The organism is Paenibacillus sp. Soil787 (assembly GCF_001429545.1).
Taxonomy (GTDB): domain Bacteria; phylum Bacillota; class Bacilli; order Paenibacillales; family NBRC-103111; genus Paenibacillus_E.
This window is the reverse complement of sequence record NZ_LMSP01000044.1, coordinates 313,577-338,439: the sequence shown is the minus strand read 5'-3', so window position 1 is coordinate 338,439 and position 24,863 is coordinate 313,577. Positions and strand designations below refer to the sequence as shown.

Annotated in this window: 25 protein-coding genes and 1 pseudogene; 8 read left to right on the top strand and 18 right to left on the bottom strand. The window is 41.2% G+C overall.

Going from position 1 to position 24,863, the window contains the following annotated elements; all coding sequences use genetic code 11:
• Positions 1 to 77 precede the first annotated feature (77 nt).
• From ASG93_RS27940 to ASG93_RS27910, 7 genes and pseudogenes are all read right to left on the bottom strand, one after another.
• A complete protein-coding gene (locus ASG93_RS27940) occupies positions 78 to 485 on the bottom strand; it encodes a nucleoside 2-deoxyribosyltransferase (RefSeq protein ID WP_235550986.1) in 408 nt (135 codons plus the stop codon).
• A gap of 56 nt (positions 486 to 541) precedes the next feature.
• Entirely contained in the window at positions 542 to 1,348 is an 807-nt protein-coding gene (locus ASG93_RS27935) for a class I SAM-dependent methyltransferase (protein WP_056837400.1), read from the bottom strand.
• A 174-nt stretch (positions 1,349 to 1,522) separates the two neighbouring features.
• On the bottom strand, positions 1,523 to 1,921 hold the full coding sequence (locus ASG93_RS27930) for a hypothetical protein (RefSeq protein WP_156411070.1): 399 nt from the start codon (positions 1,919 to 1,921) through the stop codon (positions 1,523 to 1,525).
• Between the two features lie 78 nt (positions 1,922 to 1,999).
• Positions 2,000 to 2,111: pseudogene (locus ASG93_RS36620) on the bottom strand (IS1595 family transposase); the annotation flags it as partial.
• A 251-nt stretch (positions 2,112 to 2,362) separates the two neighbouring features.
• A complete protein-coding gene (locus ASG93_RS27925; RefSeq protein ID WP_156411069.1) occupies positions 2,363 to 2,587 on the bottom strand; it encodes a hypothetical protein in 225 nt (74 codons plus the stop codon).
• Between the two features lie 696 nt (positions 2,588 to 3,283).
• Positions 3,284 to 3,931, bottom strand: a complete 648-nt coding sequence (locus ASG93_RS27915) for a DUF3885 domain-containing protein (protein ID WP_056837393.1) — start codon at positions 3,929 to 3,931, stop codon at positions 3,284 to 3,286.
• 426 nt (positions 3,932 to 4,357) lie between these two features.
• Entirely contained in the window at positions 4,358 to 4,900 is a 543-nt protein-coding gene (locus ASG93_RS27910; RefSeq protein WP_056837391.1) for a CcdC protein domain-containing protein, read from the bottom strand.
• Positions 4,901 to 5,080: 180 nt separating this feature from the next.
• Here ASG93_RS27910 and ASG93_RS27905 point away from each other — a divergent pair, with 180 nt between their 5' ends.
• Both ASG93_RS27905 and ASG93_RS27900 read left to right on the top strand, forming a co-directional pair.
• On the top strand, positions 5,081 to 6,262 hold the full coding sequence (locus tag ASG93_RS27905) for a sensor histidine kinase (protein WP_056837389.1): 1,182 nt from the start codon (positions 5,081 to 5,083) through the stop codon (positions 6,260 to 6,262).
• Positions 6,263 to 6,265: 3 nt separating this feature from the next.
• Entirely contained in the window at positions 6,266 to 6,937 is a 672-nt protein-coding gene (locus ASG93_RS27900) for a response regulator (protein ID WP_156411083.1), read from the top strand.
• A 179-nt stretch (positions 6,938 to 7,116) separates the two neighbouring features.
• On the opposite strand, the gene ASG93_RS27895 is transcribed toward ASG93_RS27900, so the two are convergent.
• The gene (locus ASG93_RS27895; RefSeq protein WP_056837386.1) at positions 7,117 to 7,644 is read right to left on the bottom strand and encodes a hypothetical protein; all 528 of its coding nucleotides are present in this window, start codon (positions 7,642 to 7,644) and stop codon (positions 7,117 to 7,119) included.
• A gap of 479 nt (positions 7,645 to 8,123) precedes the next feature.
• Between ASG93_RS27895 and ASG93_RS27890 the strand changes: the two genes are divergently transcribed.
• On the top strand, positions 8,124 to 8,774 hold the full coding sequence (locus tag ASG93_RS27890; protein WP_235550998.1) for a L,D-transpeptidase family protein: 651 nt from the start codon (positions 8,124 to 8,126) through the stop codon (positions 8,772 to 8,774).
• Between the two features lie 664 nt (positions 8,775 to 9,438).
• Here ASG93_RS27890 and ASG93_RS27885 read toward each other — a convergent pair.
• The 6 genes from ASG93_RS27885 to ASG93_RS27855 form a co-directional block, all read right to left on the bottom strand.
• Entirely contained in the window at positions 9,439 to 9,882 is a 444-nt protein-coding gene (locus ASG93_RS27885) for a cell wall hydrolase (RefSeq protein WP_056837382.1), read from the bottom strand.
• Between the two features lie 746 nt (positions 9,883 to 10,628).
• Positions 10,629 to 12,275, bottom strand: a complete 1,647-nt coding sequence (locus ASG93_RS27875; protein WP_063891976.1) for a GMC oxidoreductase — start codon at positions 12,273 to 12,275, stop codon at positions 10,629 to 10,631.
• Between the two features lie 364 nt (positions 12,276 to 12,639).
• Entirely contained in the window at positions 12,640 to 13,671 is a 1,032-nt protein-coding gene (locus tag ASG93_RS27870; RefSeq protein ID WP_235550985.1) for an aromatic acid exporter family protein, read from the bottom strand.
• 35 nt (positions 13,672 to 13,706) lie between these two features.
• Entirely contained in the window at positions 13,707 to 15,299 is a 1,593-nt protein-coding gene (locus ASG93_RS27865; protein WP_156411067.1) for a GMC family oxidoreductase, read from the bottom strand.
• A complete protein-coding gene (locus ASG93_RS27860) occupies positions 15,296 to 15,892 on the bottom strand; it encodes a gluconate 2-dehydrogenase subunit 3 family protein (protein ID WP_056837378.1) in 597 nt (198 codons plus the stop codon). Before ASG93_RS27860 ends, ASG93_RS27865 begins: the two co-directional genes overlap by 4 nt.
• Before the next feature lie 4 nt (positions 15,893 to 15,896).
• Positions 15,897 to 16,295, bottom strand: a complete 399-nt coding sequence (locus ASG93_RS27855) for a hypothetical protein (RefSeq protein ID WP_056837704.1) — start codon at positions 16,293 to 16,295, stop codon at positions 15,897 to 15,899.
• Positions 16,296 to 16,478: 183 nt separating this feature from the next.
• Between ASG93_RS27855 and ASG93_RS27850 the strand changes: the two genes are divergently transcribed.
• The 3 genes from ASG93_RS27850 to ASG93_RS27840 are packed head-to-tail and all read left to right on the top strand — an operon-like array spanning position 16,479 to position 20,198.
• Entirely contained in the window at positions 16,479 to 17,597 is a 1,119-nt protein-coding gene (locus ASG93_RS27850; protein ID WP_056837376.1) for a mandelate racemase/muconate lactonizing enzyme family protein, read from the top strand.
• Between the two features lie 33 nt (positions 17,598 to 17,630).
• Positions 17,631 to 19,280: a thiamine pyrophosphate-binding protein gene (locus tag ASG93_RS27845; protein ID WP_056837374.1), complete on the top strand. Its 1,650-nt coding sequence runs from the start codon at positions 17,631 to 17,633 to the stop codon at positions 19,278 to 19,280.
• A gap of 60 nt (positions 19,281 to 19,340) precedes the next feature.
• A complete protein-coding gene (locus ASG93_RS27840; RefSeq protein WP_156411082.1) occupies positions 19,341 to 20,198 on the top strand; it encodes an SDR family oxidoreductase in 858 nt (285 codons plus the stop codon).
• 176 nt (positions 20,199 to 20,374) lie between these two features.
• Here ASG93_RS27840 and ASG93_RS27835 read toward each other — a convergent pair whose 3' ends face one another.
• Together ASG93_RS27835 and ASG93_RS34525 are read right to left on the bottom strand one after the other, a co-directional pair.
• Positions 20,375 to 20,683 (bottom strand): GNAT family N-acetyltransferase, encoded by a 309-nt coding sequence (locus ASG93_RS27835; protein ID WP_056837370.1) that lies wholly within the window; start codon positions 20,681 to 20,683, stop codon positions 20,375 to 20,377.
• Between the two features lie 83 nt (positions 20,684 to 20,766).
• Positions 20,767 to 21,054, bottom strand: a complete 288-nt coding sequence (locus tag ASG93_RS34525) for a nuclear transport factor 2 family protein (RefSeq protein ID WP_268796066.1) — start codon at positions 21,052 to 21,054, stop codon at positions 20,767 to 20,769.
• Between the two features lie 155 nt (positions 21,055 to 21,209).
• Here ASG93_RS34525 and ASG93_RS27830 point away from each other — a divergent pair, with 155 nt between their 5' ends.
• Both ASG93_RS27830 and ASG93_RS27825 read left to right on the top strand, forming a co-directional pair.
• Entirely contained in the window at positions 21,210 to 21,884 is a 675-nt protein-coding gene (locus tag ASG93_RS27830; RefSeq protein ID WP_056837368.1) for an N-acetylmuramoyl-L-alanine amidase family protein, read from the top strand.
• A gap of 261 nt (positions 21,885 to 22,145) precedes the next feature.
• Entirely contained in the window at positions 22,146 to 22,853 is a 708-nt protein-coding gene (locus tag ASG93_RS27825) for a DNA alkylation repair protein (RefSeq protein WP_056837367.1), read from the top strand.
• A gap of 179 nt (positions 22,854 to 23,032) precedes the next feature.
• On the opposite strand, the gene ASG93_RS35505 is transcribed toward ASG93_RS27825, so the two are convergent.
• Both ASG93_RS35505 and ASG93_RS27815 read right to left on the bottom strand, forming a co-directional pair.
• On the bottom strand, positions 23,033 to 23,305 hold the full coding sequence (locus ASG93_RS35505; RefSeq protein ID WP_156411066.1) for a hypothetical protein: 273 nt from the start codon (positions 23,303 to 23,305) through the stop codon (positions 23,033 to 23,035).
• 587 nt (positions 23,306 to 23,892) lie between these two features.
• The gene (locus ASG93_RS27815; RefSeq protein ID WP_082615135.1) at positions 23,893 to 24,531 is read right to left on the bottom strand and encodes a cell wall hydrolase; all 639 of its coding nucleotides are present in this window, start codon (positions 24,529 to 24,531) and stop codon (positions 23,893 to 23,895) included.
• Positions 24,532 to 24,863 lie beyond the last annotated feature (332 nt).

The window sequence follows — 24,863 nt, the reverse complement described above, 5'->3', positions numbered from 1 at the left end:
CTGCCGATGATGCCGGCAGCCTGTCTTAATATTGTGCTATCGTTCTGCATCAACTACTACATAGCAGTTCCGATAGCTTAATTATACTGGTATTCAAGACAGACTGAATTTATCAAATCATCTAAGGAGCCAATCCTCTGTTCAACTGAATCTACATGATAAAACGTACATGTGTTTCCAATTTCATTTAGTTCATTTGTTGAGGAGTATAAATAAATTTTCTTTCCTGCCCCCAGAGCAATTCCAAACTCAACATGACTCCCTTTCCCCGCCGGGATCATTACAATTACTACATCTGCAGCTAAAACCGCTGAAACTTCTTCTTGGCCAATTTTACGGAGTCCGGTGATGGAGTCTATGTTCGAATGTATTGTCCAGTCGTACGTATGTTGAAAACCACGTGCTTTCAAATTCTCAGCGACTTGCCGCACATTTTCTATGTTTTTGAAACTAGACGCTATGTAAAATTTCATATTCCCACCCATTTCTGCCTTCTAAACATCCAGTTATATATTAGCACATATTGGAAGTATTCTGCCCGTTAACCTAGTTTTCTTGCCTTGATTACAAAAGTTACAGGAAGCATCTTAGCTTTTTTTGCAAAATCGCTGTTACGCGATTGCATAATTTCATCATCAGATTGCTCAATCATTTGCTCAATGACAAATCCCGCTTTTGCCAACGCGTTCACATAGGTTGATAGTTTACGGTCCGATAATGTTAGCATACTTCCGTCAAGAGATACCGAATACCAAGATTCATCGAAATAACATTTTTTAAAAACAAGCATATTATTTTCTGCAGCAACACATTTGTGTATAGGGTGAGACCAGCTGAAAATAAATACACCGTCTTTTTTTAGGTAAGAAGCAATCCGGCGAAAAGTACCCTCCAGGTCGGTTGTCCAGCCTATTGCATAAATCGAGTAAACAAAGTCAAAATAAACATCTGGTATGCCACATTCTTCTTCCATGGGAGAACAGATTAATTTTGCTGAAAGACCGCACTCCGTCAAATGTTGCTTTGTCTTTTCGATTTGGTTTTCTGATATATCCATACCCCATAGTTCAGATGCTTTGCGTTCCCCCAGATATTGCAAAGATTGACCGCTTCCACAGCCTATTTCCAGCATCTTTTTTCCTGAGACATCGCCAAAAAGCTGGCATTTTTCTTCCGAGACAAATGCCCCATAAAAAGGAAGCGAGGTTGCTCCTAAAACATCATTTCCTTTGGTATCCCAAAATAAGCTGTTTGTTTCATGAACAACACTCTTATCCATGTCGACCGAGATGGCGCCAACCTCACCACCGCCTATAATGTTTGTTCTATAAACAGAATTCTTATCCATGCCGTCGCTCTCCCCAAATAAGATTCACTAAATGTTACCAATTAATCCTACTCCAACTTTTTATTGGGATATATATGCAAAACCATCATATCGCACGTACGTTCTTATGTAAATGTCGTCTATTACGAATTATGTATGATCCCATTTACATTTTAGGGATTTTTTCCCGAAATACTATTTCGTAGATGGGCTTGCAAGTATATCAAGAAACTTTTCTAAATCTGTTTGTGCGAATTGATAAGACCAATTTATTTCTAAATTTTTGCCCCAACGGTGTATCGAAATCTCTTGGCTCGTTTTCAAATATATCTTAATTTCAGATTGTGGTGCCTTTCTTTCGCCTGGAAGATTATTTTCTTTTTCTAAATGCTTCACACTGTTAAGCCATTCTAGAATATTTTGGGTTTCTTCCAATGTTGCTTCTCTCCCATCTACCCCACGTCCCCAAACCTTGACAATCGAAACATTTTCCTCCGAAAAAGGAAGGAAGGATAGTTCCTTTGGTATATCATCTGCTCTTTTACAACCAATCAAAATCACGAGCAGTATTAATAAAGGTATTATTTTTTTCAATAAAATTCTTCCCTTCAATTTGGGATGACTCTTAGCGAGTTATTTGTCACTTTCGTCTGGAAAAGATACTTTGTTCGAGCATGTTCTTTTTATTTGCTTTGATATTTTTGTATTCCTTGCTATCTAAAAAACGAAACCAAGCTGAATAATGTTGCAAATACTTCGTTGCAACACCGTTAAATTGGACTATTTATGCATTATTTGTCAGATTAGATCTTTTACCTGTTGACGTAATACGCGACGACTCAACTATCCTGCCCTTTATTTTAACTAAAATAGGGATCGTCAGCTGTCGTTCTGCCAGACGATCCCTATTTTAGTAACGTTCCTCGTTAGGTTAATGAATAATATAAGTACCTTAAGAATATTTTATCAGCAAAATTACTAAAACAAGCAACCACTCACTGCAACCTGTTCTCGGATAGCAATTTATAGATAAGTTTATCTGCTTTTGTCCTCGTAGCCCCATCGTTCCAAAAGCCAGCCATATTCTGAAATATCCTCTTCAGTTAATCGTCCCAATTTCATCTTCGCAAGAAGAACGAGTTCATTGCGACCTGTATATTCAAAGTCCTTGTAGATCTCCTGATTCTTTTTATGGAATATTGATTCAGATGCCAGCTTATAAAGATTAGTGGTTCCCTTTTGAATAGGTGCTATTTTCACTTCATTCTTCTCCTTATCAACCCAGACAAAAAAAGAGTTTAGAGCATCATGTTTCACTGCTGAATCATAGTGAACTCCCAGAATAAAGTCTTCATCAGGTGTTCGATTTGGAGTAGTAGGATTTAATACTTCCTCAAGCTTTTCTGCTTTCTCAATGGCATTTAAAACAATTAATATTTGGTTCAGGTCCTCCAGTGTTTCGTTATATCCTTGTTTGATACTGATTGAAATGAACTTAATTTGCTCGTGTTCTTATTATTTCAAGAGTTATTTCCATTTAATAATATCATGAATATTCCGAACCCTTAAGTTATATTGGATAGCGTTCAGCTTGCCTGCTCGATAACTGAAAAGGCTTCCAATTATTTTGGCAGCCTTTTCAACATTGTGCTATCGTTCTATTAATCTTTTCTATTTTTTTTATTGTACATAACCAATAGCCCAAGCAGACCTATTATGGAAACTAAGAAACCGATTAATATAGGGACATAACTGGTTGGTTCATGGAACACGGCATAGGAAAACTCCATACCACCCCACCCCATATAATAAGCCATTAACAATCCGAAACTAATAGGAGTCAAGGACACCAAAATTACAATCACTGACACTGTTTTAATATATGATCCCCTCCTCTTTTTTTTAGCTCTGAACTAAAGTTCGCCGTTAGCGTAATTCGTTAGAAGGAATGCATTGTTATATGTTACAGTTAGCAAATGTTTGTTCAATACTTGCTCTATCGTATTTTAATATCCATTCATAATAATCTCGATAGATGTTTATTAACGCTTCTTTTGATGAAGCGACTACATCGCATCCCCTATCATCATAAACATGAAATATGGTTCCAGCGGAAATATTAACAAAAAAAACATCATGATAAATCGAAGGTCTGATTGCAACATCATTATTACATATTGCTTTAATCAAACTTCCATACTTAATGTTCCTTCCGTAACACTTTAAAATGAACCGATGTGTTTCAAAATCATCTATCCCATAAACATCAGCAAAAACATAAGAGATTACTTTGTGCTGTAAGCATTTCAATACATCTTTATTGTTAATATATCTTCTATAAACCTTGGGGTTTCGCCTTATTGGATTAGGTTTATCAGCAAAATGCGCATTAGTTACAACATATATTTCATCATTATCTTTATGTAAGTGCGCGTAGATACTAATCGCTCTATGATAAACTTGTTCCATATATAATGCCTTATCAGCCTTGAACATTGGTGGGTTTCCAAGTTCAAAACGAATGCCGTAGTCCCAATTATAAAAAAGAGGTGGGCAAAGCAATAGGTTGGGAAAATACTTTTGCAAATAGTCATCCAGAGACATCAGACACCTCTTTTATTTGTTTTACAGCATATTGCGACATATTCACGAACTTCGTTTCGTCTTTAATTAATGTATCATTTTTTGTATCCCATTGCTAAAGATAATTGCCCGTCTTGAATGAATAAAAAAGGAGTTGCGCGAGGCAAGCTCCTTCATATACTTATTCGTTAGATCAACGACGATACGATTAGGATAATGGTTCTCGTTCACAATATCCTAATCATAGACTAATTCGATATTATTCTTTTTGAAGGTAGCCAAGGTCTTACTTTCTGCATGCTTCCTTCTTAGAAATTTGCTTCGCCACTAAGATTCTTTGCTCTACTTTGCAATAATGTAATTTCCCTTTTCAGCTTCAGATGAAGCAATACAACCACCAAATACATAGGCGTTAATTCCGGTATTGCAAACAATATCATTTTTTCTTTATCGGCTTGATTGGGGCATGCGTTTCTGCTTGCGTAATAGGATAATGTAGTACAAAATGTAATAAGCGAACATGACAAGAAGAAGTCCGGATGTCCAAGGTGACTCGGCGTTATAGCCCATAGTTGCCAGTCTGTCTGTCAGTGTGAGTCCTCCTTGTGATCCTCCGAGGTTTCCGAGCGTGTACATTTCGTACAAACGGTATATTAGACGCCCGAAGAATATAGCGGTAACGAGGCTTCCCATCCAGGTGTTGGGGCGGAAGTACCAACGTCCGTCACGCTGTTCGAAACGAGTCATGACCGCTCCAAAATATGCGAGGATGAGGCCAATGAGGATTCCCGCTATATCCGAGATTAGGCTTATCGGGTGGAAAGCACCCTCAATCAGGAATATCAGCCCAACGATGAAGAAAATAGCGGTTAGTACCTGCATTTTTCCAGGATTTAATTGTTGCCATCCGATGTTACGTCGTACTCGCAGAAAAATTCTATAAAGAATAAAGATACCTAGGAAAATGAAAACAATATTTTGTAGTTGCATGATGCTAGTGCCTCCTATTTGACTGATGTCGGATGGTATTATCTTACCTCTTTCATCTCAATGGAACGACTAGCTCTGGATAGAATTTAGACAAGAAAGATCTCTATCTCTAGATAGAGATTGAATCTTACAAGGGAGTATAAGTGCGGGTAAAAATGCAGTTGTTTAAGGGGGATCAAGATGTTATTGGGAGATTACCAGAGATATGGAAAACCGCTTGCTATTAGCGTGGTCATCTTTTTTCTCATGGATATGAACCGATTGTTTATAGGTCCCTATCTCCAAATTAGCCTGAATATCATGATCTGGGCAACATACTCCAGTTTCTTATTCTTTCCTAAATCATGGTGGACAAGAAGAAGATTATTCTTGGCAATCTTCATCATTGTGATTGAAACCACAGCCGGTTTGGTTTGGTACCAAGAATTGAAACTGATATACTTCGACGCTATTTTAATTCTTTCTGGCGCGATTCGTCTGTCCTTGTCCAAATCGCCTATTTTGTGGATGGTGGCAATGTTTGTGACGGCAGTGCTCTATACTCGATTTGGTCGCGAAGATCTATTCAGTATCATTTCATTTGTTTTATTGTCAGTTGTCTTTTACTTAAATATTCGGAACCGTAAGCAGAGAAATGAAATGTATGAATTGAACAAAAAGCATTTGGCTGAACTGCAGGAAGCGTACGATCAACTGCAGGAAGCATCCGTAATGGCTATGCAGTACGCGGTTTTGGAAGAGAGAACAAGGATTGCGAGAGAAATTCATGATGCTATCGGTCATAGTCTGACATCGTTAATCGTTCAGATGCAAGCTTTGCGCTATATGATCAAAAAAGATCCTGCACAAGCAGAACAATCTGTGGAAGGGATGTTGGTTGTAGCTCGCCAAGGATTACATGATATCCGTACTTCCGTTCATTCTCTTGCTGACGATCAATCAAAATCAGGGGTGGCTCCTATGAAAGCATTGCTTTCCCGAATGGAAGCTTCAGCCTCAATTCGCTATAGGTTACATTCTGATTTAAACGACGTAGATCTGAACGTTCAAGTTTATGGAATTTTGTTCAGGGTGCTGCAGGAAGCGATCACTAATATCATTCGTCATTCCCAGGCTACACAGGTGGAAGTCATCCTAAAAAGAGAGTCGGGTAACATTATTATGTACATCCGAGATAATGGTATTTTGGAATCACATCAAAAGATCAGCGAAGGATTTGGTTTGAAGGGTATGAAGGCGAGGCTAGAGGAGAGAGGCGGACATCTGCGCTATTCGATTCCGGAACCAAACGGCTTTGAACTTATTGCGGAAATTCCTGCGGTTGAACTGGCTCGAAATAATAACGATGAAAAGGATGGTTGAATGATGCCCCTTGATGAGAAAATCAAAGTTTTGCTTGCTGACGATCAGACGATGATTCGACAGGGGTTCGGGTATGTAGTCGGATTGCAAAACGATATGCAACTGATTGGCGAAGCTTCCGACGGGAAAGAAGCAGTTGATATGGCCGTTAAATGCCGTCCTGATGTCATCCTAATGGATATTCAGATGCCCTGCATGTCCGGAATTGAAGCCACGCAAGAGATTATGAAACGTTTGCCGGAAACGAAGATTGTCATTTTAACCACATTTGACGATCAGGAGTATATTTACCAAGGGATTCGATTAGGAGCTGTCGGATATTTGCTGAAGGATGCGGATGTGGAAGACATGCTGGAGGCGGTTCGCTCCGCCTTCCGCGGCGAAGCCGTTTATAAAACAGGTTTTGCGGCTAAGGCACTTTCAAGAGTGGCTGCTTCCGGTTTCATTATTCCTGGAACGAGTCATAAACCGCCGTTATTAGAGCCATTGACGGAACGAGAACAGGGAGTCTTGCAAGAAATGGCCTATGGATTGCGTAATGATCAGATTGCCCAAAAATTAATGATTACTGAGGGGACAGTAAAGTCGCATGTCCATAGGATTCTGCAAAAGATTGGGTGCGAAGATCGAACGCAGGTTGTTGTAGCGGCTCTACGTAACGGAATGGTTAAATGAGAGCAGGTCGTAATTCTAAGCATCACGTTTTCTTAGAATTTCACCGTAAATGCTTCATAGCAGATAACATTTCAATGGAATGAAGTTGTAGAGGAAGAAATTTAGGCGGACAAGGGGAGTTAGCCCTGAAGCGTGAAAACATGTTATTTATAAGTAACCTGACATCCTTGAGTAACAATCTAATTCTTGCTCTTGTACGGCACTTCGAACAGAATTTTATTGTTCTTGTTATAAGCATTAAGTCTCAATTCATTCATTTCAACTAATCCGTAATATACTCTTTTCCAATTAGTCTGAATAATGTTCGCCTCGATAACTTGATTGTTCTTATCAACTATTTCAATTTTGTTTATTTCTGGATCATTAATAAAACCATATATTAAATACCTTCTAACATTATCTTTAAAGTTAATTCCTGATTGATCTATTAACAATTTAGCGTCATTATACATTGCATTTGATGAACTCAGTTTCCATCCTGTAGCCTCATCACCCTCAATCACTGCCAAGCCAATACCAAAATTTCCATTATCAAAAGGTGCTTTATATAAAATGAACGGTCTTTTCATTACAGAGCCTTGGTAAATTATTTCTTGACCTTTTTTTTTATGTGTTTTATAAAACTCTTCTTCAATTGTCTCGCTCTTACATCCACAAATAATAAGAGAAATAAATAATAGGATTAAAATAATTCTATAAACTCTCATGTTCCCTCCATAATTTCAGGTTATTTCAAATAACGCTTTTTTGGCGAAATTCGGTTAATAGTCATGTTAGGTAAAAAGTGCCATTATTGATTTCGAACGTATTTCGAATAGTAACCCGGTACCTATCGACATACTATAACATAATTGACCAAAAGAACACTTCTTTCATTTAGTCCCACTCTTGTTTAGATGTTAATTGTGTAAGTTAGGTTTCGTTATCCTCCCGTTAGTACAATAGGCTGCACACTGCAGCCTGTTTAGGTTTATTCAACTATCGATCTCCCGTTAGCAGAGTGAATAAAAAACTTATTTATAGCCCTATGTATGTACAAGATTTGCTGTCCGTATTATTTAATTTTATGAATGATCTTCCATCATGAGGACAACCTACATCATATATTGAAAATTTTTGCTTATGGAGACAAGAAATGCAAAGCATACGTTACCTTCTATTTCGTCCCATCACAGCAGCCTTACTCATGTTGTCCATGATAGAAGGGATGGCTCACTCTCCTGCTTATGCAGACCCACCCCTCCCGATTATGGCTGATCAAGGGATGTATACGATAGAAATTTACCCTCAACGTCATCAAATGGTGGTACGGGTACAAGGACAGAAATTCAAAACATATCCCATTGCCGTTGGCAATCCTTCCACTCCTACCCCCGTTGGAGAATACAAGATTGTATATAAGGGGAAAGATTGGGCTCCTTACTTTGGCCCGCGCTGGCTTGGTTTAAACGTCCCTTGGGGAAATTACGGCATTCACGGTACAAACAAGCCCTACTCCATTGGGCAGCATTTGAGCCACGGTTGCATCCGCATGCGCAATAGCGATGTTATTGAATTGTTTGAGATGATTCCGCTTGGTACCATAGTCAAAATTAATGGACATGTACTGGGAGATCCGAATCACGAACCAAGGGATTTGGCTGAAGGCGACGTCGGAGGAGACGTGCAATTGATTCAGTCCCGTTTAAAAAGTGCAGGTTACTTCAAAGGGGTATGTAACGGCAAGTTCCGTTCTGACACAACTGTAGCCATAAAACAATTTCAACGGAATCACCACTTGGCACCTAACGGTGTCGTCTCGGGTAAAGTGTATGAAAAATTGGGATTATTGGATTGAATAAACCGCGATGACCGCATTATACAAGACAGTACATCGGCTTCGTAGCGTATACGACTCTGGTTCAGCTTATATCTTGGTGTTCAATTTCCTTCAGAATCCGTTACGACATCTGAATACCTTCCAATTCGGGCATGCGCACAATCGGCGAAGATTAGTTGCGGTCGCAGATTGATAACAAGCTCCAAACCGTGATCGCCGTACCGCTTGAGCTGCCAAGTCGAATCCGTACCGCTGCTAATCCAGCGGCTGAATTAACAATTCATTCTCCATCGTTAAATGGGCAGACCCCACATTCCTTTGGTGACGTGTACTTGAGTGTTTCATACTTAGGATCGAAGCTATCGTACCTATAGCCGACCGGCAAAGCTCGTCGGCAATCGGACAATGTTCTTGACATTGACAAATGACAAGAACTTGATCCGATCATAAATAAAGCCAGCAATTCAAGCAGGCTTCATTCGGCTAATGTTCTTGTCATCCGACATCGGACGGACTCTCACGTTGGTATAGTTTCCGAATAATGACCGTGACAACAACTTTATTCCACTAAACCCAAGAAGCCGCGATTTACGCGGCACTTAATGAGATAAAGTTCTTATCAACCGACACATGGCTATGACAAGTCAAGTTAAGAGATCCTGAGCTCTCTACGTTAATAAAATTAAAAAGTTTTATATACATTTTCACATTCTACCGCGGTCGGTTCATAAAAACAGTGCTTCTTCCATCGTCCTGCAAGCGGCTGATTATACCAAGTTGGCGGACATGGTCCGGGATTTTCGAACGTTCCTGGACGGAAATACCATAGGGAGAATTTGCCTGGCCAATCCCGCTCCCCATTCACAGCCCGTTGGGCCAGACGGCGTTCCCTCTCTCTTGCGTTTTGATAGTACATACCATGTTGCAATGCTTCGAACGCATGCGCCTGGTTGATCATTTGGGGAATTGTCCGGATGCCTTTAAAATCGGAGCAATTCGCTCTTATTCGGTTAATGCCGACATTTCCAACAAGGAGCATGCCCTTTTCGCCTTCGGTCTCAGCTTCAGCTCGAAGCAACCTTGCCAACATATCAATATCCTGTTTCCTGGCTTTTACGACTGCCATTGGCTCACCTCTTTAGATTTCTATACACATCATATTATAGGTGAAGCGGAAGTGTTACTCTGGCAAAGTGGGCGATAATAAAGAGCCGTTCCACCACACTCTTCTGCACGTTAACTGAGAAGGCTGCCGTTCAATGCTGTCAGCAGCCTTCTCCTGATGTTTATTGAGCTATAGCTTCTCGTTAGGACAATATAAAATAATAGCTTATTGTACATAAATCAAGTTCTTTTTGAATGAATGACCAACAAAATAATCGGAAGTTATTACATCTTCGCTTTCTTCTTCATTTCGGCAGGGATTTAAAATTGAGTGTTTTTTCGTTAATTTCATTCTCTCTAAAATCCGCCATGCTAAAGCTCATCTTTAGTTCAACCTCTTCACAAGTTGTCTACCATCAAATTCAAAGACTAAGGGTACTCCTTTTTCTTTAGGGCTCCATCCTTGTTCAATCGACTGATTGATAAAAAACTCTACATCCTTAGGTCTAATTATCTTTAAGTTCAAATGTTCCGTGTTAGGGAAGTTCACCCAAAAACTATCTATGTCTGAATCGATGTACACTTCAAGCCGTCCTCGGAAACAAGATATTTATATCCTAATGCAGCATCTGTTAAAAAAATCATATGATATAAAGGAGGATTATCAACTCTAAATTAAAACAAGAAAGCCGCGATTTACGCGGCACTTAATGAGATAATGTTTTTGTCACCCGATAATTCTTCTTGTTGTCCTTAAACGACAAGAACTCACTTATATCCTTTGCCTTGGGTGGCGATATGATCAGCCGTTCGAATGGCCAGCGCAACTGTGGTCAACGTTGGATTTCCAGACCCGATGAATGGCAAAACACTGTTGTCGGCCACATACAGTCCTGAAATACCGTGAACTTGACCGTACAGATCCGTGACTGAGGTTGAAGGATCCTTTCCCATACGGCACGTACCCGAAGTGTGATGCAAATCTCCGGTAGGCATAAGGCAGATTTCGCCCAAGGTGATATCTGCAACGGAAGAAATCCGCTTTACAGACTCTACCATCTTTTGAATTTCGGCTTGTTCTGCTTCACTAAATGAAAATTGTACTTCTATTTCCGGTACTCCGTATTCATCTTTTCTGTCAGGGTTTAATAAGACCCTGTTTTCATACCGAGGATCGATCTTACCAAAACATTGGAGAAGAATGTTCAACTCCTCCAAGAACGGTTTTTCTTGAGATGATGGATACCAATTATAACCGTCCGGTCCCAATAGACGGATCTGATAAGGCTTATCCGGCGTTGCAGTAATTAAAATACTGAGAGTTCCCGGAATATCCGTGAAATCTCTCCGGCTCACTTTTCCGGGAGCTAGCATAAAAACTTGATTTGTCATATAACGGCCGACCGCTCCTCCCTGGATGCCCGAATGAAGCAGCAAACGCGGAGTTTCATACGTACTCGTCGACAATACGATCGTTTTTGCTTTAAGAGTATAAGAATTCATATCCGGAGACATGACCTTAATGCCGGCTGCTTTCCCCTGATCGACCAGCACTTGAACGGCACGGGCGTTTATAGCCAAATCGAAAGGTTTAAGAAATAAAGCTTTAGCAAGGAGAGAAAAAGAACTGAAAAAAACATCCGAATGAACTTCCCCGAACTTGGTCGGATGAATATCGGCGGCTATCGGCAGATATCTCGATTCGGGAAAACCGCCTTGCTGCAGACGATCCAGCAAAATCTCCGTTAATGAAGACCCTCTGGCATATTCGTTGGTGACATTCATGACCCGCTCGGCAATGTTATAATAGGTGTCCATTTCGCGAATCGGGATCGGCCAATCCGGAAGCAGAGACAAAACCAAGCGGGAAGCAACTACATCCCAGAATACGGTCCTTCCTCCAAGGCCAATAACCTCTCTTGCCCCTATAAACTCCGGATAAGAGCCTTGCAATGGTTTTGATATGTATCGGTAATATTGTTCAAGACGTGTGCGATTCATCATTGGAAGGTTGCGGCCATGCGTTGGCATAACAATGTTTCCTCTTTCAATAATGCCAATCCGCTTACCGCTATTCCGCCACTGTTCGCACAATCTCCAGAGCATGGTTCCTCCTCCGGCACCTGTACCTACAATCAGAACATCGTATTCACTATCCGCCATGGTTTCCAATGAAGTCAAAGGAATCCAATTTTCGATATATTCCGGTGGTATGTGGCAAGTCGGAGGAATCTTGACCGGCCTAATGTCCGATTCGGAGAAGACAGGAAGATATACCAATTTACCAACGATGTTCTGATCAGGGTTTTCGATGGATGGATTAAGTGATAGGAGTTCATCAATCGATACACGCTTTTGATCTGCGATGATTCGAAGCGTATCGTTGTTACGAGCAACCCATATTTTCAATGCCATGATTCCTTATTCACTCCTTTACATCTGAAGCCTACGCCTAATTTAGTTTATGTAAGGGATACTGGGAATAAGTCCGAGGATAGGCTCAAATAAAGCTGCTCGCAGGAATTGCAGCAGCTTTTTCAAATATCAGATCGTTAGGTGTTTAACAGTTTGCGAAAACTCGCGTTAACGCAACCATCTGATGGTGCAGCGAACGAAGCATTGGCGTCTAATGCGAAGAGCAAGACTAGAGCGAATCCCCGAAAGCCTTGCAAAAATAGAAATAAGCCAGATATTCCTTTGTGTAAGGATTATCTGGCCTTTAAAGGGAGCTTTTCGTTAAACGCATTTCGTTTTTTGCATATGTTTGATCCTTGAGTCACTAATTGCTGAACTTTTGGAAATCTTGAATAATCTGGTTAGCATTATTATACAAAGCAAGAGGGTACTGATATTTCTCTAGAGTGAATGGTGCTTTGATATTAAGGACAGGAGTACTAAAAGTGAGGTTGGAATTGGTTAGGTTATCGAGATGTGAATTCCATTCTTTCACATGTAAGGCAATCGTGAATAAATGATCTGCCCAAATCTTTTGATCCTCCGCCGTCCAGTGCTTACTTTCGGACCATTCAGTAAAAATCCGTATCATGTCTGAGAGATTGGCAAAGCATAACCGGAGTTGTTGCAAATGCTGAGTTTTACGCTTTAAAGTAACACGTTTTTCTGAAGCGAAAAGATTATAGATTAGACTTTGATTCGCCTTATCCATCTCGGTCGTAGCTTGATGCAGTTCTTGGAATAACTGTTGAATTTCATTTTTCATGTCCCGTGATTCCATCAAGGAACAACCAGCTTCGACCCATTGAGCAGTCTTAAAAAAATACATAGTTAAATGGTCTGCAAAATTGCTCATATGGTTTTTAGCTTTCCTAACGGAATCGGGAGGGAATAGGAGTATGTGGATTAGTAACGCAATTGCAGCTCCGATAACCGTATCACGAATGCGATCAAAAGGATAAGTAGGCATCTCACTTTGAAAGTACATGACTAACAGAACGCTAAGAGTAACTTGACTCATAACAACATTATCTAGCCTCAATAACTTGACGATTACTGATCCCAAAAGGATCATAAGTCCAATGCTCCAACCAGTTAACCCTAAATAAGGTGCTAGTATGGAAGTTAGTGCAACACCAACAATCGTACCGTAAACGCGCTGCCAAGCAAATTGTATGGATTTGCTAACCGTTATCTGAATGCATAGTATCACTGTAAGAGGAGCCAGATACGGATGATTCGACCCAACTCGTTTAGCTAACTCCCATGAGAGTGCAGCAGCAAGCGGAGTTTTCCATATTAATCCTGTATCTTGAATAAAAGATTTTATTTGAAGTTTCATTTCAATTTTACCCATCTGTTTATTTACTTAGTCATCTGTAAGGAGGTCGGCTAAACCGACCTCGAGCCCAACAATTCTAACTTTTTCGCTTTTTCCTTTATATATTCCGCAGTTCTTAATGCTAGCGACATGACCGTATTTGTTGGATTGCCGGCGCCCGATGTTACAAAAATACTCGCGTCGCATATAAACAGGTTAGGAATGTCATGGGTTTGTCCAAAAGAATTGACGACTGAAGATTTGGGGTCATTCCCCATACGGCAGCCCCCCATCATATGAGCGGTGTCGGGAACAACGTATTCGACTTTCCCACCCGCCGCCTCGAGTATTGTACTCATATTACCTACCGCATGATCAATGAGTTTCTGATCGTTATCGCCATAGCTGAATGTTACTTTTGCACGCGGCAATCCATATTCGTCTTTTTCATCCGCCAGCGTGACCCGGTTCATTGGACTCGGAAGTACTTCGCCGACCAAAGTAACTCTTCCGTAGTAATTATAATTCAACATCGTCTCCCTGAGACGCTCCCCCCACACGGGTCCACCTTCCGCTTGCGAAATGCCTTTCGAAAACTCGACCGGTCTCGCTCCATGTGAATGAAGGGTGTATCCACGAGCAAAGTTGTTTTTGGAATCAGTACGGTAGAAATCTTGTGTTGTAGCCAATACAGGTGTACCCTTATACAACCTGATTTCTTCATCAAATCTGGCATAAACGTCTTGAGAGCTGTGAACCATAATAGATTTCCCAACCCAACCGCTGCTATTAGCTAGCCCATCCGGATACTGAGAATTTGCAGAGTTAAGAAGCAATCGTGGCGTTTCTACAACATAGGCAGACAAAATCACGATTTTAGCTTTTTGCTCATAAGTCCTTCCGTCATGTATGAAGGCGATGCCTTTCGCCACTCCGTCTTTTCCCATTAACACCTGCGTCACCATGCAATCGGCTAACACTTCTGCTCCAGCTTTGATTGCTTTAGGAATATGTACGATGAGGGTACTGAATTTAGCATCGGGCATACATCCTTGATTGCAGAAGCCTCGATTGATGCATGGAGGACGGCCTTCGAATGGTGCGGAAAGTATTGCAAGTGGAGCTACAGACGAGCGGATCCCAAGCTTTTCACAACCGTTCATAAACATATATGCGTTTGGACTAAGAGGCTCCCTTTCGGGATATGGATAGGGACCGTGGTAATTTCCCCATGGAAAGTGTTTAGGCCCGGATACGGCAATTTCCTTTTCGATTCTGTCATAGAAAGGTTCTAAATCCTCATAGCTAATCGGCCAATCATCTGCGACACCATCCATTGTCCTCGCTTTAAAATCTGCGTCATGAAATCGTAAAAAGACAGCCGTAAAATGCACCGTCCCTCCACCGATGCCCCGGCCGGAATTGTTGTGCCCCATCGTTAACGGGTTGGTTCCATCCACGATTCGAGTATCCTGCCACCCTAAGTTTTGCATAGTAAGCTCATCACTAGCTAAATCTTTTTGAGTATCACGGAATGGACCCGCATCCAGGACTACCACGCTCATTCCTGCTTCGCTCAATTCTTTGGCGAGTACACCTCCGGCTGCCCCTGCCCCAACAATAACTACATCTACTTCTTCATTTCCATATTTTCGTTTCATCATTGTTCCGGTTGCGCCTCCCATGGATCCAATTGCCCCAGCTCCGTACGTACGTATCCACGCGGATAAGCCGGACCTGCATAACCAATTTCAGACCAAACCTTCGGATGCGAACTATACGATTCGACAGTCAATCTCAAAAGTTTAATGAACAGCGGTTCTTGTTGAATAGAGTTCCAAACTTCCAGCGGTTCGGCATTGCATTCGCTAATCATCTGTAAATATTGTTTTTGTCGATCAATATCCAATGTTATAAAAGAAGAACCATAAAGTAATTGCACGCCCTGTTCGATTGCCTGGAGTCCCGACCTAATTAGCTCTGGGGACTCTGGGACGCCAGCCTTTCTTTGGCCCTCCCCTAATGATTGATGTAGGGTTTGATCAATATGACTAATTATGAAATCGAGCACTTCCGGCGTTTGATCACTGACCAAAAGTGAACTGATTCGTCTAACCATTACAGCCTCAATACCCGTAAGAAAATGAAGGCTTTTGATCGACTTCAAACGGGAAGTTACAATCGTTTGGGTATGGTCATCCCACTCATATACCTCATTCATGACATCGTAAGAGGGGTAGTAGCTTTTCGTTAGCATAGAATCACCTTACCTCCCAATATATAGCGATCAAACCGAGAACACTTATAGTGGAGAACATTAAAGGAAGTATGATTGGCGGGCCGATGAGAAAGTTACGCAAAGCCCATCCTCCAACCCGAACACCCACTCCCCGAAAATGGAAGTAAAAACCAACCAGACCGAATAAAACACCCAGCCACATTAGAACCAGAAATAAATTACGCAGCCAATAAGCGTTATACCAGGTCAAAATCATACCCGTTATAAAAAAAATGGGAGCTGAAATGACGGGTACCCACATAGCTTTATTGTGAAAATTTTGCCGATAATGAAACATCGTCACTTGAATACCAAGAGCCAGAAATGCCAAACCGACGAACAGAATGAGCGTCCGATCAATGGACCAATTGTGCCAATTCATACGACTACCTCTTTTCATAAACAATATATTCATAACTAATTATTTCCTCCTACTCAGCAAAATATTACATATATTAACAAAGTTTTTATCTCTAGGAATGTAACTTTAATTTATGGTATATTTATCCCTTTTTTAATAAATCATATTTATACAACACATCATAATTTGAAAGGATATATCTCCTTGTTGATTCGTAAAATAGATACTTTTCCACTCTTATATCATCTTCCTAAACCATACGGAGACGCCAACGGTTTAAAAGCGTATCGAACCTGTTATCTGATTCGGATAACGACTGATTTAGGTGTCGAAGGTTGGGGAGAATGCGTTGATTGGTTGCCTACCTTGCATAAAGGCTTTCAGGAACGAATCATTCCCTATCTGATCGGTAAGTCAGTAGCCGACAGAACGATCTTGGTTCGTACTTTGAATAAATGGCATTCACGATCAGCTACGGCCGTTAGTATGGCATTAACAGAAATTATGGCCAAAACATGCCATATATCTGTGTGTGATCTTTGGGGTGGGAAGGTCCGAGAGAAAGTGCCCGTGTATGCTTCGTTCCAATCCTATTCTGAAGAAGCAAATTGGCAAAAACATTCCCTGAGTGCTATTGAGCAGGCAATCAATCAAGGATTTGATAAGATTAAGGTAAAGATAGGCGGTAAATCAATCCCTGAGGATCAACAACATATAAAGATGGTTCAGGCATTGTTACAAGAAAAGATTGGTTTAGCTTTGGACGCCAATCAAAGCTATGACGTAACTGCAGCTTTACGCTGGCAGTCTATGCTTGATACGTGGCCTAATCTTTTATGGTTTGAAGAGCCGCTTGAGATCAGTCGCATTGCTGAATACGTACTACTAAGAAATCGTTTGTCTGTTCCGCTGGCTGGCGGTGAGAATCTCGAAAAAGCAGCAGATTTCGTACCCATTTTCCTTCAATATGCTCTTGATTTCATAACGCCGGATACTCTGCATTTGACTGGTATTGACGGATACAGGGAAACATTAAGCCTTGCTAGAAGCTTTGGGACCCGCGTAACTCCACATTCCTATGATGGTGCATTATCACGCCTATACGCCATCTTCGCTCATGCTTGTTTGGAGCCTTGGGGCAAGATGGAAGAAGACTCCATCGAACCTCTGGAATGGGACGTAATGGATAATCCTTTTACAAAATTATTCGGATTTCAACCTTTGAATAGTGAAATCTCTATACCAAGCGGCACTGGAATCGGACTCGAGATTGATAGCGAGATGCTTGCCTTCTATCAATGGGATGGGAATAGTTATGGATAAATCCAATAACAATTTGTGAGGAGTCAAACACGGATGACAACAAATTTATCGAATTCGATCAATGAGAGCCGTTCTTTCCTTACAGTTGCAGAGGCAATATTGGAACAACTTCAACTCTGGAATGTCAAGCGGATTTATGGCGTAGTTGGGGATTCTGTATTTGCACTAATGAATGCACTTGCCATGCAGGATACTATCTCATTTATTGCCGTTAAACATGAGTCCGTCGCTGCCATGATGGCTTCGGCAGAGGCTAAATTAACGGGCCGACTTGGGGTCTGTATCGCACATATGGGGCCTGGCCTTACCAATCTCATTAATGGTTTGGGCGATGCTTTTTTGGATAATGCCCCAGTGCTTGCAATCACTGGTCAAGCACCGCTGAACAAAATAGGCACATCCTATAAACAGTACATCAATCAACAAGAACTTGTACAAGCCATTTCACGATACAGTCAAATAGTCGTTCATCCAGATTCAGTAATCGAGTCACTGACACAAGCGATGCAAACATCTATTTTGCAGCGTACCGTATCGCATTTGTCGATTCCTACTGATGTATTCAACATGAGAACTACTATTCAACCCCGCAGGCAACCTCAGGTATCCTTCCCCTTTTCCGATCGGGAAATCATACAGAAAGCTCTACAACTCATTCAATCCGCCAAGCAACCTATGATGTTGGTGGGAAGTGGAGCTATTTCAGATCGTGAAGGAATTCAAAGGTTGGCTGAATCTTGGGGTTGCGGTGTCGCGATGAGCTATGGTTCAGTGGGAATCTTACCAGATGCACATCCATTAATGTTGAACGCTCTTGGAGAAGGCGGTAACCCTTTTCTCAAAGCGCTATTCCTAAAGGCAGATGTTGTATTAGCTGTTGAAATGTCACGGTTCCCTGATGGATTTGTCCCTAGTCATGTACGCATTGTTCATATTTCAAAACATCCGTCGAGCATTGGGACTTCGGTTCCAGTAGACATCGGATTAATAGGAGAATTGGCGAGTCTTGTTCCTCAGTTAATAGAAGGCTTGAAGTCATATAAGCCACAATCCGATTGGGTCATTCAAGTTCAACAATGCAAACATTCGTGGATGGTACAAAACGAAGTTGAGAGGAATCAATCTGGATCTCCTCTCCCCCCCTCAACCATTATTAAACTAATGGAACAAAACATTGCGGAGGATGCTGTAATTTCCTTGGATGAGGGCGATTCAACACTTTGGTTTCTGAGGAATTTCCGTGCAAACCACCAGCACGTGTTGCTCTCTAACCAGTGGCGAACAATGGGATTTGGTCTGCCTGCCGCGATGGCGGCAAAACTATGTTGGCCGGAAAAACAAGTCGTCTGTATAACGGGTGATGGTGGTTTAGCAATGGTACTGGCTGACTTGCTTACCGCCACTCGGTACGGGTTACCCATTACTGTTATCGTCTTTAACAATGGTACTCTGCAAATGGAAAGGGATAAAATGTTCTTGAAAGGATTTCAGCCTGAAGGAACACAATTGACCCATCTAGACTTCGCCATGGTAGCGGAAGCTAGCGGTTGGAACGCATATCGAATCGAAACCGTTGAACAGCTGGAAGAAGCATTGAAACATTCACCAACCAGCAGCATACCTGTCTTACTTGACGTGTTTACCGCCAAAATTCCGCATCCCGATTTCAAACATAATAAATGAAGAGGAGCCGCCTCGATGACAGAGACAACAATACAAGATTCGATCCCAATGAAATCCCCAATGCAACCATCCCCCCCATATCCATCTCAGCATCAGGATCAGCAGCCAGGCATTGAATCGCTCATGAATCCAAGACCCATATTCGATAATCCCAACTACAAGGGCAGCGGAAAACTGAAGGATAAGATAGCTATTATTACTGGTGGAGACAGTGGCCAGGGGCGTGCTATTGCTGTCGCTTTCGCCAAAGAAGGAGCGGATATTCTCATTATATACTTGAATGAACATTCCGACGCTGAAGAAACAAAACAATATGTAGAACAAATGGGTAGACGTTGTCTATGTATGGCAGGTGATATAGGAAGCGAAGCGTTTTGCAAACAGGTAATGGAGCAAACGATTATGCAATTCGGAAAACTTGATATTTTGGTGAACAATGCAGCGGAACAGCACGTTCAGGACGGCTTGGAAAACATATCTTCCGAACAAATGGAAAAAACGTTCCGGACGAATTTTTTCTCCATTTTTTATTTGACCAAAATAGCTTTGCCGCATATGAAACCCGGTAGCTCCATCATCAACGCAGCTTCTCTTGCAGCATATGAAGGAAACGAACAACTGATTGATTATTCCGCAACTAAGGGAGCAATTGTATCGTTTACACGTTCGCTATCCAAGTCCTTACACAGCAAGGGCATTCGTGTCAACGGTGTCGTTCCTGGAACAATATGGACTCCGCTTATTCCAGCTTCATTCCCGTCAGATCAAGTTGCGAATTGGGGAGCAAAGAACCCGATGAAACGTGCTGGCCAACCTTTTGAAATCGCCCCCGCTTACGTTTATTTAGCTTCGGAAGATTCTACATATGTATCAGGGCAATTTATTCATATCACTGGTGGAGTAATTATGAACGGCTAAAAGATAAAGGCAGAAACAAATTTAAAAAATATGGAAAATAGCCCCTCCAATCAACTTTGAAGGGGCTAAACCAATGTTATTAATTTATAACTAACTACCCTTCTACATTACAACCAGTTTGTCCCATGCTTACAAATTCGTCTTTCGCCATTCGTCTTCTAAAATACTCATTTCTACTAGATTCCAATAGGACTCGATCTACCGCCAATAAGTACTTTACCAATTCTTCCTGATCTATTTTCTCTGTCAATTCCTCCAATGGAAATATGACCAACAATCGATCCTGTTTCCGTGTCGATCGCGTTAAATATCAATTTATCCGAACTCTGCATATTGTTTGAGCCTTCGATATATGTATCAAGTTGATCCTCTGTCAATGGATATTTGAAATGTGGCCCTGCCCATTGAAGTAAAAATGCTTCATCCCCACTCCATTCAATTAATTGTTTACTATCTGTTCTTTCAAAAAATACGAGTTTGATCATATTGAACTTCCTCTTCTTTATTAGTATTTATCGTGCTTGTGCCTCGAATTATCTACGGGCAGACCAAGGGTTGACAGCTGAAATTACGTTCCATGCGTTACCGAACAACAATGACCTGAGACGATTTGCCATGTCCCGATTCGATTCTGCCAAACACGAGTGTACCAAAACTCGCCTTCAAATGGAGTCCCGAAAATGCCGCTTAGATTGACTCTTGTAATGGTTACGGCTACCCTATCCAGAAGTCTAATTCTTTGTTCCAAAATATTAATTCCAGTCATTTTCAAGTTTCCTGAACGATGGGCTTCAATATCCATTTCTTTTGATAAAACTTGTCCTAAATGATTTACAAAGATAAGGTCATCAGCAATCAGTTGTTTGTTTCGTACCTATATAGATCAACATACCATAAATTTGGATATTTTTGGAACGCAAGATTAAACGTTTTATATCAAGGTCTGTCCAGTCACAATCTAATAAATCTTCATAGAATATAAGAAACAAACTAGTTACGGAGATGAAGGGAATGCGCGCAATTGAAAAGTATAAGATCAATCAAAACTTTATCCCCCATTTGCCACAGATACCTTTTAGGAAGGGTGTCGGGCAATATGAAGGCGTAGTTATGCATGCTACAGCCGTTTATAATGACACACCCGCTGGAGAAAGGAATTACGAAACGACACATTTTGAAGATGCTTTTGTTCATACGTTTACTGATGATACGCAGATTCTTCAAGTCGCAGATTTTAACTATATCTCGTGGAATGCGGGACATACTGCAAACGAGCGCTACCTGGGTAATGAGCTTTGTCAAACCCATGATCACAAAAAGTTTCTTGCTGCTTATGATAGATGGGTTTGGTTAGCGGCGTACCAATTATATCAAAGAACGTTGGATGTAATTGATAACGAGACACTGAACTCCCATTTACAATGTACTGAAAAATGGCACGAAAGCACTCATACTGACCCCATCGATTATTTAGCGGAACACGGTAAAAGATGGGCCGACGTAATTCAAGATGTAACCAATTACTATAATCAATTTTTAAAGGAGGAGGTTCAAACTATGATAGTTGAAGATGCAAACAAACTGATCGAAATACTAAAAGGTCTATACAACGCTGGTTTAGCCCAGGATGAGGTACACCGATTGGCAAATGCCTTACGGAAAGCATCCGGACAACCTTTGGGATAATTTTCAAGATAGAATTGGAAAAAAGCGGTCCTGAACGCATAGGACCGCTTTTTATTCATTTAAACGTCATTAAGGATTAATAATTGCGCGTCCCTTCAATAACCTGGTGACAATCCTGTTGGGTGGTGCGGTTATCTCCGACTGAATCTGCTTCCTGCTCAGATGGAAATACAATTAAAAAAACTTACAAAATCTGATATAGTCTTAATAGATAGCATAAACCTTAAGGGAAAACACCCAAATAGAAGGAAGTGTTAAACAATGAATGTTGAAATGGTTATGCAGGAGCTTGAAGCTCTCGGCAAGGAACGAACCAAAAAAATGTACGGATCCAATGGCGCGCACGAGCCGCTTTTTGGCGTGGCTACAGGTGATATGAAGCCCATCGCCAAGAAAATTAAAATAAATCAACCTTTGGCTGAACAGCTTTACACCACAGGGAACTACGATGCAATGTACTTTGCCGGCATAATTGCAAACCCAAATGCAATGACTGAAGCGGATTTTGAGCGTTGGATGGATGCGGCTTATTTTTATATGCTGTCCGATTATGTGGTTGCAGTAACCTTGGCAGAAGCAGATATTGCTCAAGAAGTTGCCGATAAATGGATCGCAAGCGGCGAAGAACTAAGAATGTCAGCGGGCTGGAGTTGTTACTGCTGGCTTTTGGGTAATCGCCCGGACGGTGAATTTTCCGAAAGCAAAATTGCCAATATGCTTGAAAATGTGAGAAATACAATTCACAATTCTCCCGAAAGAACTAAATACGCTATGAATAATTTTATTTACACAGTGGGGGTATCTTATACGCCGCTTCATGATAAGGCGGTCGAGACTGCAATGGCAGTAGGCCCAGTCGAAGTCAAACGGGACAAGAAAAAAAGCAGTTTCCTAAATGCTTCCGAAAATATTCAAAAGGCAGTAGATAAAGGGCGACTTGGTTTCAAACGCAAACATGTAAGGTGTTAAATTATGGCCGCTTCACTTTTGGAGCTAATATTTCTAAGACTGGAATGAACGGAACGAAGCGGTTCGCGACATTCGATACACCAATCAGAACCAATAGATAAGAAGTTATTTGTTCATGTCCAGTAACAAAAGAAACACATCGCCACAAGATGACGATGTGTTTTAAGTGCTTTTCCCTATTACTGGGTGAATCTTACAGTTGCTTCACTTCTACAAAGTGCAGTAACAAGAGGACCAGCAGTACACTTAAACGTAACAGATACATTTAAATCAAAAGTACCAGTTCCAGCGACTTCAACCGTATTGTTACCTACTTTATGTGAACTTCCTACAATTCTAAGATTACCTGGATTTCTTATATCGGTTGGTGTTAGTTTCCAATCATAAACAATATTCGAGTCCTTACCGCTACATAGCCCAGAGCATATTAAATTAGCATCTGCAAAGTACACGCCTGAGGATCTCTTTTTAATTCCTGGTGCTCTTAGATGTGAATCAGAGCAACAAGAGTTAGGTTGACCTCTCCCACGGCGTTTAAATACAATGAATCCGCTAACGCCGTTTGGCGTCTGGCTGGTAACGATAACAAAACCGTTTTTGAGTAGGCACCTTCCCGCCTCGACAAGAGATTTCCCGATAACGAGGTTGCTTCTGCACGGAGAGGCGCTGCCCACAATACTAAATTTTCGAATTCTTCGTAATGACGTAGGACGTAAGGGATTCTTTTCCCAAAATATAAATACAATATCGGTCGACCTTGGGATGCTTTTCCCTTTCAACTTCATTCTTTTCCCGCCGCATTTACCACAGCCACATGAACATGACATTGACCACAAACCCCCTTTCTATTAGGATGCTAATAGCATATGTGACAGGTTACTTGTTTTCCATGGTCTTCCATACATATCCTGCGATTTCCCACAGAAATGTGCTAACGTGCAACATAGAGTCAATCCACGAATTGCCGACGAATTATATTTAATTTATAAATAACAAAAAAAAGCCGCGATTTACGCGACTTTTATCCTTGTATCTATTTTTAAAGGGTAAATATGTGATTACCAATAGTAATCTTGGTGGGTCTTTTTTTGCTCCAAGATGCCTGGGCAATATCAGGATTGTAAAAATAAAGCGCCCCTGTTGTTGGATCCAAACCATTCAAAGCGGCTTTTGCCGCGCTATAGGCTGACAAATTTGGTTTAAGGTTAAACTGGCCATCATCAACGGCTGAAAATTGACCTGGCTGATGAATAACCTCAGTGATGGAATCAGGAAATTTTTCGGACTGAACTCGATTAAGAACGACAGCTCCGACGGCAACTTGTCCTACAAAGGACTCCCCTCGGGCTTCAGAATGAATGATTCGCGCCAATTCATCCAGCACCGACTGTTTGGGTGAAATCGTTTTTTTTAGTTTAGACAGCGTTAAGGAATCGGCTTCACCATCAACTGACAAGCCATAGCTGGCTTGAAATTTCTTTACCGCATTCTTAGTCTGGTTACCGTAATAACCGGTAATTCCTGTTTTAAAGTAACCGAGTTCGCTTAATCGTTCTTGCAAATCCAGTACTTGGTCACTTTGTGTGCCCTGTCCTAACGATTGCGCACTGACCGGTGCGGCCATCCCCATTACTCCAAGGGAACAGACACAGATAAGAGCTTGTAATTTCTTCTTCATGTTTCAAGATAACCTCCTCTTCCTTTTACGCGCTGCACTTGGCAACGACATGCAGCATTACAAATTTAGGGGTGTTGATCCGACTCAAGATGTCGCCATACACGCTCGAAAAATAGTGAACAGCTTCAAGCTGTCCATATAGACTTCGGGAGAAATACCTATTAAGGGTCGCAAATCACAATAAAGAGCTCTGCCAATATATATGCAAGGCAAAAAGCTGCCAATTGTATCAGCAGCCTTTTAGCGAAATATTGAACATACGATATTTTTTCTCTTAAAATGATATGTATGCTTGCGTGTGGTCAAATAAGTAAGCTCGATCCCAAAATCAC